The 9,466-nt window shown below is 72.0% G+C and carries 12 protein-coding genes; 5 read left to right on the forward strand and 7 right to left on the reverse strand.

From position 1 onward, the window contains the following. Positions 1 to 2 precede the first annotated feature (2 nt). Positions 3 to 242: a hypothetical protein gene (locus ACTVAJ_RS19360; RefSeq protein WP_470389597.1), complete on the reverse strand. Its 240-nt coding sequence runs from the start codon at positions 240 to 242 to the stop codon at positions 3 to 5. A gap of 17 nt (positions 243 to 259) precedes the next feature. On the opposite strand from ACTVAJ_RS19360, the gene ACTVAJ_RS19365 reads away from it, so the two are divergent. Next, positions 260 to 661 carry a MerR family transcriptional regulator gene (locus ACTVAJ_RS19365; RefSeq protein ID WP_470389598.1) on the forward strand — a complete coding sequence of 134 codons (402 nt, stop codon included), beginning with the start codon at positions 260 to 262 and terminating at the stop codon, positions 659 to 661. Beyond that, positions 658 to 987, forward strand: a complete 330-nt coding sequence (locus ACTVAJ_RS19370) for a thioredoxin family protein (RefSeq protein ID WP_470389599.1) — start codon at positions 658 to 660, stop codon at positions 985 to 987. The genes ACTVAJ_RS19365 and ACTVAJ_RS19370 overlap by 4 nt, the downstream gene beginning before the upstream one ends. Before the next feature lie 18 nt (positions 988 to 1,005). On the opposite strand, the gene ACTVAJ_RS19375 is transcribed toward ACTVAJ_RS19370, so the two are convergent. The 6 genes from ACTVAJ_RS19375 to ACTVAJ_RS19400 form a co-directional block, all read right to left on the reverse strand. Continuing rightward, positions 1,006 to 1,464: a DUF6912 family protein gene (locus tag ACTVAJ_RS19375; protein WP_470389600.1), complete on the reverse strand. Its 459-nt coding sequence runs from the start codon at positions 1,462 to 1,464 to the stop codon at positions 1,006 to 1,008. A 90-nt stretch (positions 1,465 to 1,554) separates the two neighbouring features. Continuing rightward, positions 1,555 to 2,259, reverse strand: coding sequence for an HAD family hydrolase (locus ACTVAJ_RS19380; protein WP_470389601.1), 705 nt, complete (start codon positions 2,257 to 2,259; stop codon positions 1,555 to 1,557). A 135-nt stretch (positions 2,260 to 2,394) separates the two neighbouring features. Further along, positions 2,395 to 4,080 (reverse strand): glycoside hydrolase family 3 protein, encoded by a 1,686-nt coding sequence (locus tag ACTVAJ_RS19385; protein WP_470389602.1) that lies wholly within the window; start codon positions 4,078 to 4,080, stop codon positions 2,395 to 2,397. Positions 4,081 to 4,194: 114 nt separating this feature from the next. Continuing rightward, positions 4,195 to 4,674 carry a PTS sugar transporter subunit IIA gene (locus ACTVAJ_RS19390; RefSeq protein ID WP_470389603.1) on the reverse strand — a complete coding sequence of 160 codons (480 nt, stop codon included), beginning with the start codon at positions 4,672 to 4,674 and terminating at the stop codon, positions 4,195 to 4,197. Positions 4,675 to 4,702: 28 nt separating this feature from the next. Further along, positions 4,703 to 4,939 (reverse strand): PTS sugar transporter subunit IIB, encoded by a 237-nt coding sequence (locus tag ACTVAJ_RS19395; protein ID WP_470389604.1) that lies wholly within the window; start codon positions 4,937 to 4,939, stop codon positions 4,703 to 4,705. A 309-nt stretch (positions 4,940 to 5,248) separates the two neighbouring features. Then, a complete protein-coding gene (locus tag ACTVAJ_RS19400) occupies positions 5,249 to 6,292 on the reverse strand; it encodes an SIS domain-containing protein (protein ID WP_470389605.1) in 1,044 nt (347 codons plus the stop codon). A gap of 199 nt (positions 6,293 to 6,491) precedes the next feature. Here ACTVAJ_RS19400 and ACTVAJ_RS19405 point away from each other — a divergent pair, with 199 nt between their 5' ends. From ACTVAJ_RS19405 to ACTVAJ_RS19415, 3 genes are all read left to right on the forward strand, one after another. Continuing rightward, positions 6,492 to 7,229, forward strand: coding sequence for a GntR family transcriptional regulator (locus ACTVAJ_RS19405; RefSeq protein ID WP_470389606.1), 738 nt, complete (start codon positions 6,492 to 6,494; stop codon positions 7,227 to 7,229). 100 nt (positions 7,230 to 7,329) lie between these two features. Next, positions 7,330 to 8,700 carry a PTS transporter subunit EIIC gene (locus ACTVAJ_RS19410; RefSeq protein ID WP_470389607.1) on the forward strand — a complete coding sequence of 457 codons (1,371 nt, stop codon included), beginning with the start codon at positions 7,330 to 7,332 and terminating at the stop codon, positions 8,698 to 8,700. A 107-nt stretch (positions 8,701 to 8,807) separates the two neighbouring features. Further along, the gene (locus tag ACTVAJ_RS19415) at positions 8,808 to 9,395 is read left to right on the forward strand and encodes a DM13 domain-containing protein (protein ID WP_470389608.1); all 588 of its coding nucleotides are present in this window, start codon (positions 8,808 to 8,810) and stop codon (positions 9,393 to 9,395) included. Positions 9,396 to 9,466 lie beyond the last annotated feature (71 nt).

Below are 9,466 nucleotides of genomic sequence, written 5' to 3' on the forward strand. Positions count from 1 at the left end.
CCTCAGCCGCCCCCGTGGCCGTCGCCGTGCTGGGCGATCTGCCACCCGACGTGCACGGTCTCGGCCAACTGCCGGACGTCCTCGACGAAGGAGTCGACGAAAACCCCGACCTCGTACCTCCCGCTGGACGAGGGACTCGTGCTGACCGCGCTTCCGGAACGGACCGGCGTCCCGCGGGTCGGCGCCCGGGTCCGGCGGCACCTGCGCTGCCGCCACCGGCCTTGCCCTGACGTCGGCGTCAAGGTCTACCGTCACTGGCATGCGCATCGGTGAACTCGCGGAACGGGCCGGGGTCAGCACCCGGACCCTGCGGTACTACGCATCCCTCGGGCTGCTGCCCGAGCGTCGTGCGGCCAACGGGTACCGCGTGTACGGCGACGACGACCTGCGGCTGGTGGAGCAGATCCGCCTGCTCCAGGACTTCGGGTTCGGGTTGGAGGAGACCCGGCCCTTCGTCGAGTGCCTCCGGTCGGGCCACCCGACCGGGGACTCCTGCCCCGCCTCGATCAGCGTCTACCGCGACAAGCTCGCGGAGCTCGACGCGCTGATCGACCGACTGCGAACGGTGCGCGACCAGGTGGGCGCGCAGTTGGCGCGGGCCCGGGCACGACTGCCCGAGGCGCCCGAGCCGCTGTGCCAGATGGAGGGACCCCGACCATGACGACGACACTCGTGACCGAGACCGCGGAGGAGACCTTCGCGGAGGACGTACTGCGGTCGGACCGACCGGTGCTGACGGTGTTCACCGCGCAGCACTGCCCGCCGTGCCGCCAGATGGCCCCCGTCCTGGAGTCGCTCGCCGGGGACCTGGCCGACCGGCTCAGGATCGTCCGGATCGACGTGGCCGCCAACCCCGACCTGGCCAGCGACCACGAGGTGCTGGGCACTCCCACGATGATCCTCTACCGCGAGGGCGAACCGGTGCGCAAGATGGTCGGCGCGCTCCCCAAACGCCGCATCCTCCGGGAGGTCGAGAGGCTGCTCTGACCGTCCCGGCGCCCGGCGCTACGCGCCGCCCTCCTCGACGAGGTGGCGCAGCTCCTGGACGGCGAACCACATCAGCTCGTGGTCCTCGACCGCGCCGGAGGCCGGGTCGGCCGCCGCCTCGGCGACGTCCTCCGCCGCGCCCGGGTCGTCCACGTGCGCCGACGCCAGCTTCTTGTAGGGCACGGAACCGGTGATCCGCACGCGGAGCACCCCCGGCCCCGCCGTGCCCACGCGCTCGACCACGTGGTCGGGCATGGTCGCGGCCACCACGACGCGGCGCCGCGGGGCGGCGGGGTCGGCCGCCAGCAGGGTCAGCGACTCGTCGGCGGCCGCGTACATGGCGTCGTACTCGGCCTCCTCCGCGTCGACGCCGGAGTCGGGGTCGGCCGCGAAGGCGGTCAGCGGGTCACCGTCCACCCGCCCCTCCTGGAGGACCTTGGCGAGGGCGGGGACGGTGCTGGGCAGGAAGACGTACATCGGCTCTCCGGGGTGGTGTGCGGTCCCCCTGAGTCTGCCAAGGAACCGGTGGTGGGCGCGCCACCGCCCCGCGCGTCCGGGATGTCCCGGTCAGGCCGCGCGGGAGCCCCGCGCGTCCGGGGTGTCCGGGGGACCGGAGCCGTTCGGGGGGCCGTGCGTGGTGTCGGGTGCCAGGAGGCGGTCGAGTTCACGCCGGGTCGTGGCCGCGTCGGTGTGCAGGATCCCGGTCATGCCCAGGCCCTCGGCGGTGTCGATGTTGTGCGGCAGGTCGTCGATGAACACGCAGTCCTGCGGCCGCAGGCCGAGACGTTCACAGGTGTGCAGGTAGATCCGGGGTTCGGGCTTGCGCATGCCCACCTCGCCCGAGATGACGACCTCGTCGAAGGTGGAGTCGAAGTGCTCGCGGGGGTAGCCGTTGCCCCAGGAGTTGGACAGCAGCGCGGTGCCCACACCGGTCCCGCGGACGGTGCGCAGTGTCTCGTACATCTCGTGCACGGGCTCGAAGCGGGCGAACATCCGGTGGATGAGTCCCTCGGCGGACACCCGGCCGCCGTCGGTGAGCCTGAGGAGGTCGGCGATGTCGCGCTCGAAGAGGGCGGTGTCGATCTCACCGCGCTCCAGCGCGTGCACCGGGTTGTTCCCGTCCAGGCTGCCGTCGAAGTAGGGGCGCATGACCCTCTGGTAGTGGGCGCTGTCGATGCGCTCGTCGTTGAGCCAGGCGCCGATGGCGTCCAGCAGTGGCGTGGTGAGCACCCCGGCCCAGTCCGAGATGACGCCTCGACGGGTGCCGTTCATCCGATCCCCTCCGTCCGTGTCGCGGATCCGGCCCGGCCGGTTCTCGGAGGGGGTCCGAGTGTCCGGACGGGGAACGGTTCTTCCCGTTCCGGACACGTTTCAACCACTTCCGGCGATTTAAATCGGACAAAGAGGTCAGAAGGCGAGTCCGGCCCCCGCCTCCACACCAGCACCGGGGATGTCCACGGGCAGAGTCCCCGAGGGTTCCACCTCACCCGCGATGACCCGGGCGGCGGCGATCCTGGACACGTCCACCGACGAGTAGACCGCCAGGTAGCCCTCGACCTCGGGGAACACCTCCAGGTCGTAGGGGCCGCCCTGGGCGACCACGACCACGGGCGTCCCCTGGGCGAGCGCGAACTCGACCGGCGCGCGCTGGCCCGCCGACCCGCGGGCGCCGTTGGTGCCCACGACGACCACGTCGGCGCCGGAGTCGACGACCTCCAGACCGGCGCCGGTGAGCGTGACCGCGATACGGTCGGCGCCCTCACCGCGCACGCTCACGCGCGTGCCCTCCGCCAGGGGCAGCAGGCCGCCCTCGTTCCGGAGCAGGGTCACCGACGCGTCCGCCACGCGCTGGGCGGCCTCGACGTGCGCGGGGTCGGTCACGGCCGCCTCCGCCGCGCCGGTGTCGACCGGCTGGGGCGGGATCCCGGTCAGGATGCCGCGCTTCTCCTTGAGGGTGAGCACGCGCAGGACGGACGCGTCGATCCGCTCCTCGGTCAGCCGTCCCTCCCCGACGGCGGCGCGCAGCGCGGCGACCGCGGCGACGGGGTCCGGCGGCATGAGCAACTGGTCGGCCCCGGCCTCGACCGCGCGGACGGCGACCTCGCCGTCGGAGTGGGTCTGCCGCACGCCCTCCATGTTGAGCGCGTCGGTGGTGACCACACCGTCGAAGCCCAGTTCGTCGCGGAGGACACCGTCGATGAGCCGCGGTGAGAGCGTGGCGGGTTCGGGGTTGTCCGAGCCGTCCAGCCCCGGCATGAGGACGTGGGCGGTCATGACGGCGTCCACCCCGGCCTCCACGGCCGCGCGGAACGGCGGCAGGTGCTCTGCCTCCCACGTCTGACGCGGCAGGTCGATGACCGGCAGCCCGGTGTGGCTGTCCACGTCGGTGTCGCCGTGGCCCGGGAAGTGCTTGACGACCGGGACGACCCCTGCCCCGGCGTAGGCGTCGGCCTCCGCGACGACCATCTCGGCGACCAGGTCGGGGTCGGAGCCGAAGGAGCGGATGCCGATGACCGGATTGTCGGGGTTGGTGTTGACGTCGGCGACCGGCGCGTAGTCGAGGTTGATCCCGAGCGCGGTGAGCTCGGCGGCGGTGGTACTGGCGAGCAGTTCGGCCATCGCCGGGTCACCGGTGGCTCCGACCGCCATGGCGTCCGGGAAGCGGGTGCCCACGGGCAGACGGGCGACGAGGCCCTGTTCCTGGTCGACGCCGACGAACAGGGGTACTCCGGCGCCCTGGTTCGCCGCCAGGTCCTGGAGCCCCGCGGACATCTCGGCGATCTGCGGGGCGTCGGTCAGGTTGGCGTCGAAGTAGATGAGGCCGCCGGGGCGGTACGCCTCGATCTGGGCGGCGTTCTCCGCGGCGGTGGTGCCCTGTGCGGTCAGGACGAGCAGTTGCCCGATCTTGGTGTCGAGGTCCATCTCCTCCAGCACGCGCGGAGCCAGGACCGGCTCGAAGGGCTCCGTGCTCGCGCCGGGCCCTGGTTCGTCGGTCTGGGGCGAGGACCCCACCTCCCCCGTGGTGCAGGCGGACGCGATCAGTGCCAGGCCCACGCAGACCGGGGCCAGGGCGCGTGGAACGGACAGTCTCATGGCGGGTCCCGTCTCCGGTGAAAGGGTGGGCTCGCCGGAGACTACCGCCTCAACGCGTCCGGGTGGATCCGTCCCCGCCGGACGGGCCCGGATCCACCCGGACGCTCTCGGGGTTCACCGCCAGGTGAAGAGCGGTTGGCCGTGGTCCACCGCTCCGTCGGCGGAGTCGTTGAGAGCGTCGGGGGCGGCGTCCAGGGCGACCACGGGCACGGCCGGGGACTTGCCCAGCGCCGCGACCCGGCCCGGGGACCACCGCACCACCGGGGTGCCCGCGGCCACCTCGTCTCCCTGTTCGACGAGGAGGGAGAACCCCTCCCCCGCCAGTTCGACGGTGTCGATGCCCAGGTGCACCAGGACGCCGCGGTTCCCGTCCGGGGCCATCACGACGAACGCGTGCGGGTGGAGCTTGACCACCGTTCCGGCGATGGGCGAGCGCGCCTCCTGGAGGGCGTCCGCGCCGTCCGTCCCGGAGTCGGGGTGGACCGCCACTCCGGGTCCGACCATGCTCTGGGAGAAGACCGGGTCGGGAACCGTGTCGAGGGGGCGCGCCGTGCCCGGTACGGGGGCCAGGACGCTGAGGGCGTGGTCCGACATGTGGGGGGAAGCCTTTCTCGTGGGGTGGTCAGTCGAGCAGGTCCTGGATGTCGTCGGTGAGGGTGTCGGCCTCCGGCCCCACGACCACCTGGACGACGCTGCCCGAGCTCATGACACCGTGGGCGCCCGCGGCCTTCAGGGCCTTCTCGTCCACCAGGGAGGGGTCCCTGACCTCGGTGCGCAGCCGGGTGATGCACGCCTCGATGTCCTCGATGTTGTCCGCGCCGCCGAGCCCGGCCACGATCGCGGTCGCCTTGTCCGCCATTGGGTCCTCCGTTACGTGTACAGACGGGGAGCTCCCCCGTGGGTTGAGGTTCGGGCGCCGCCAGGGTTCCGCGAGACGGGGCAGGCCGCGAGCGAGGAACGAGCGTCAGGCGCGGCCCGGGATGGGGAGTCCCCGGCCGCATGGGCGCCCGAACACGGGCCGAAGCGGAGCGGCGGTCCAAAACAAGCACAGCCTAGGGCCACGGCCCCCGCCGCACCAGGTTTTCCGGGCGGCCGGTCTGGACCAGTGTGCACTGATCGGGGTTGAGGAGGCTGGAGTGACCTCCCGGGCCATGGGTGCGAATGGGGATCAGGAGGTCTGGGTGACCTTGTTCAGACCGCGCGGGACGTCGGGGTTGTAGCCCAGACGGCGGGCGAGGCGCTCGGTGAGCAGCTGCGCCGGGACGATGAGGTTCATCGGGGCGACCCACTCGGGCACGTCCGGGACGGGAACGGACAGGTCGCTGGCCGCGGCGAGGGCGTCACCGCCGCCGAAGCCGAAGACCGGCGCCCCGGCGGAGCGGACGCGGTCGGCCAGGGCGACCGTGCCCTGGAGGGTGGGCCCGGAGGGGGCGGCGACCAGCAGCGCGGGGGTGCGCGGGTCGACGACGGCGATGGGCCCGTGCTGGAGGTCGGCGTAGGACAGGCCCATGGCGTGCAGGTAGCAGGCCTCCTTGAGCTTGAGCGCGGCCTCCAGCGCGGTGGAGAAGGCCATGCCGCGGCCGGAGATGACGGCGCCGTGGACCGCGACCATACGCTCGACGATCTCCTCCAGCGCGTCGGTGGGCGCGGCGAGGGTCTGCTCGATACCTTCGGAGACGCGCTCCAGGTCACCCGCGTCGAGGTCGGCCCCCAGCCCCAGGGCGAGGACCGCGAGGGCGGCCAGCTGGGTGTTGTAGGTCTTCGTGGCGGGCACCGCGACCTCGCTCCCCGCCCGGGTGACCAGGGCGACGTCGGCCTCGGTCGCCAGCGGCGAGTCGGCGCCGTTGGTGACGCCCACGGTGCGGGCGCCGCAGTCGGCCGCCCAGCGCATGGTCTCGACGATCTCCTCGGTCTTGCCGGACTGGGAGATGGCCACGGCGAGGACCCCGGAGAGGTCGATCTTGGCACCGTAGGTGGTGGCGATGGAGGGCGAGCCCAGGGTGGCCAGGCGGCCGGCGTGGGCCTGGAGCAGGTAGCTGCCGTAGACCGCGGCGTTGTCGGAGGAGCCGCGCGCGATGAAGAGCACGTGCTGGGTGGAGCGGCCCAGAGCCTCGATCTCCGGGCGCAGCGGGAGCAGCTCCGCGAACGTGCGGCGGAGGGCCTCGGGCTGTTCGGCGATCTCGGAGCGCATGACGCTCGTCGTGGTGGTCATGGAGAACCTTCCCTGGGGTGCGGGCCGCCGTGCGCGGAATGTATTGACACGCGGACGGAGCTGTGGTCTAGTCCGGACTATACCAGTCTTGTCCTGATTCTCCCGGGGACGGGTCGGTCACACCGGCCGGGGTCGCCGGGGCCCGTGGCGTTAGAGTCGTACGCCGACCTCACCCGCCGAACGAGAAGGCCGTCCGCCCATGTCGATCGACCCCAGCAACCCGCTCCCCAAGTACAGCCAACTCCGTGACCTGCTCCTGGACTGGATCACGGAGTCCGGACTGGGTGTGGACGACATGATCCCGTCCGAGCGTGAACTGAGCGCCACCTACCAGCTCTCGCGCATGACCGTGCGCCAGACCATCGACCTGCTCGTGTCCGAGGGCCGCCTGTACCGGGTCCCGGGCAAGGGCACCTTCATCGCCCGCCCCAAGATCGAGATGTCCCTCGTCCTGGCCTCCTTCAGCGAGGACATGCGCGCCCGCGGGTACGAGCCCGGCGCCCGGGAGCTGATCCGCCAGGTCATCCCGGCCAGCGGCCACACCGCGCGCATGCTCGACATCGCACCCGGCACCCTGGTCCACCACATCGAGCGGATGCGCACCGCCGACGACGAGCCCATGGCGGTCGAGCGCTCCAACATCCCCGCCGCGATGGTGCCCGGGCTGGAGGAGTTCGACCTCGCCGAGCGCTCCCTGTACGAGGTCCTGGAGAACGAGTACGACATCCTGCTGGACTCCGGTGAGCAGACCATCGAGGCGGGAATCTGCGACTCCGCCGACTCCCGTCTGCTCGGTCTGCCCGCCGGGAGCCCGGTGCTCGTCATGCAGCGCCGGAGCTTCACCAAGGGACAGTGCGTGGAACTGGCGCTGTCCACCTACCGAGCCGACCGCTACCAGCTGCACTCGCGGCTGGACCCCCGTCGGCACGGCGACTGAGGAGGGGGTGCGCGGCGGATGCCGCCCGTCGTGACGGACGGGGGTCGGCCGCACGCCCCCCACATCGCGCCCGGAGGGCGCAGTCCGAGAAAGGCCCCCCATGAGTCCGGACCCATCCCCCGCCACGGCTGAACGGTCGACGCCCCCACGGTCGTCCAGCTCCCTGGCAGTGCTGCAACGCCTGGGCCGCAGCATGATGATGCCCATCGCGGTCCTGCCCGCCGCCGCCCTCCTCCTGCGCCTCGGGCAACCCGACCTGTTGGGCGCCGACGGTGTCGCCAGCTGGCCCGGAATGAGCTGGATGGAGACCGTCGCCGGCGTGATCGGCCAGGCGGGCAACGCCCTGTTCGAGGCGATGCCGCTGCTCTTCGCGGTCGGTGTGGCGATCGGGTTCGCCAAGCGTGCGGACGGCTCGACCGCACTGGCCGCCCTGGTCGGCTACCTGGTGTTCGACCGCGTCACCAAACTGCTCTTCTTCGAACAGGGCGGGGAGATCGGCGAACGGGTCACACTGGTGGTGGACTCCGCGTCCGTCGTCAACTGGGGGGTGAAGAACCCCAGCGACGTCCTCGGCGGCATCGTCATCGGTGTCGTCACGGCGGTGCTGTGGCAGCGCTACCACCGGATCAAGCTGCCCACATGGCTGGGCTTCTTCGGCGGCCGCCGCTTCGTGCCGATCCTCATGGCCGCGGTCGCCACCCTGATCGCCGTGGTCTTCGGGCTCGTCTGGCCCACCGTCGGCGGCTGGATCAACGACCTGGGGGCGTGGATCATCGGCGCCGGGTCGGTCGGCGCGGGGCTGTACGGCGTGATCAACCGCCTGCTGCTGCCCCTGGGCCTGCACCACATCGTCAACTCGGTCGTGTGGTTCGTGTTCGGCGAGTACACCGACCCGGCGACGGGCACCGTGTACCTGGGCGAGATCAACCGCTACCTGGCGGGCGACCCGACCGCGGGCGGCTTCCTGTCGGGCTTCTTCCCCGTCCTGATGTTCGGTCTGCCCGGTGCCGCGCTGGCGATCTGGCGCTGCGCCCACCCGTCCCAGCGCGCGAACATCGGCAGCCTCATGATCGCCGCCGCGCTGACGGCGTTCGTCACGGGCATCACCGAGCCGATCGAGTACGCGTTCATCTTCGCCGCCCCGGTGCTGTTCGCGGTGCACATCGTGCTGACCGGCGTCGCGATGGCCGTGCTCAACGCGATCGACGCCCACCTGGGCTTCGGCTTCTCGGCGGGAGCGATCGACCTGCTCATCAACGCCACGAAGTCGAACACGACGGGGCTCGTGTGGATCCTGGCGATGGGCATCGCCTACTTCTTCCTCTACTACTTCGTGTTCATGTTCCTCATCAAGAAGATGAACCTGCCCACGCCGGGCCGTGAGCCCGCCGAGGACGACGAGTCGGCCGCGGCCGGCTCCGGGACCACGGCGAGCGGCGGGTCGGCGAAGGACGAGGACCGCACCGGCTGAGCCGGCTTCGGTCGGAACGGCGGTGAGGAATCGGGCCGAACGGGGTCGCCTCACCGCCGTCCGCTCCGAATCAGGGGGGAAGAGGACCCCTCCCGAAAGGCGGAGCGATGAACACGCGGACCCCGAAGGCGGGGCGGTGGCGCCGCCCCCTGGTGCTGTGGCCGGTGGCCGGTCTCGTCCTGGTCCTGGTGGCGGCGGGCCTGTGGGCCTTCCAGCCCTGGCGGCTGTTCACCACCCGGACGGTGGAGGAACCGCCGCCGGTCGCGGTGGCGGCCCCGGGCGCCCCCGAGGGCGGCGGCGGGGACACGGACCAGACCCTCGGGGAGGAGGGCGAGGGGGACGCTGAGGCCGAGCCCGTGGTCCTGGCCGAGGGCGAGTTCGTCAGCCAGGAGCACGACACCTCCGGCACCGTCACCGTCCTGGAGCTGGCCGACGGATCACGGCACGTCCGCCTGGCGGACCTGGCCACCAGCGACGGTCCCGACCTCCATGTCTGGATCACCGACCAGGAGGCGGGCGGAGACTGGTTCAAGTACGGCGACGGCCGCCACGTCGCCCTCGGCGAGCTGAGGGGAACCCACGGGTCGGCCAACTACGCGATCCCGGCCGACGCCGACCTCTCCGGCATGACGAGCGTGGTGATCTGGTGCGACCGCTTCTCGGTCGCCTTCGGCTCCGCCCCGGTCGGCCTGTAGCCCGCCACCGCCCTGGCACACGCGTTCGACGCCTACCGGCCGGGGCTACTTGACGGCCGGGGCCCCGTGGC

The sequence above is a fragment of the Nocardiopsis sp. KDC1DS13DA1 genome (assembly GCF_055632325.1).

Coding starts and splice junctions, on each gene's coding strand:
- ACTVAJ_RS19365 (WP_470389598.1), top strand. CDS start 260: ATGCGCATCGGTGAACTCGCGGAACGGGCCGGGGTCAGCACCCGGACC.
- ACTVAJ_RS19380 (WP_470389601.1), bottom strand. CDS start 2,259: ATGAACGGCACCCGTCGAGGCGTCATCTCGGACTGGGCCGGGGTGCTC.
- ACTVAJ_RS19395 (WP_470389604.1), bottom strand. CDS start 4,939: ATGGCGGACAAGGCGACCGCGATCGTGGCCGGGCTCGGCGGCGCGGAC.
- ACTVAJ_RS19400 (WP_470389605.1), bottom strand. CDS start 6,292: ATGACCACCACGACGAGCGTCATGCGCTCCGAGATCGCCGAACAGCCC.
- ACTVAJ_RS19410 (WP_470389607.1), top strand. CDS start 7,330: ATGAGTCCGGACCCATCCCCCGCCACGGCTGAACGGTCGACGCCCCCA.
- ACTVAJ_RS19390 (WP_470389603.1), bottom strand. CDS start 4,674: ATGTCGGACCACGCCCTCAGCGTCCTGGCCCCCGTACCGGGCACGGCG.
- ACTVAJ_RS19415 (WP_470389608.1), top strand. CDS start 8,808: ATGAACACGCGGACCCCGAAGGCGGGGCGGTGGCGCCGCCCCCTGGTG.
- ACTVAJ_RS19370 (WP_470389599.1), top strand. CDS start 658: ATGACGACGACACTCGTGACCGAGACCGCGGAGGAGACCTTCGCGGAG.
- ACTVAJ_RS19375 (WP_470389600.1), bottom strand. CDS start 1,464: ATGTACGTCTTCCTGCCCAGCACCGTCCCCGCCCTCGCCAAGGTCCTC.
- ACTVAJ_RS19405 (WP_470389606.1), top strand. CDS start 6,492: ATGTCGATCGACCCCAGCAACCCGCTCCCCAAGTACAGCCAACTCCGT.
- ACTVAJ_RS19385 (WP_470389602.1), bottom strand. CDS start 4,080: ATGAGACTGTCCGTTCCACGCGCCCTGGCCCCGGTCTGCGTGGGCCTG.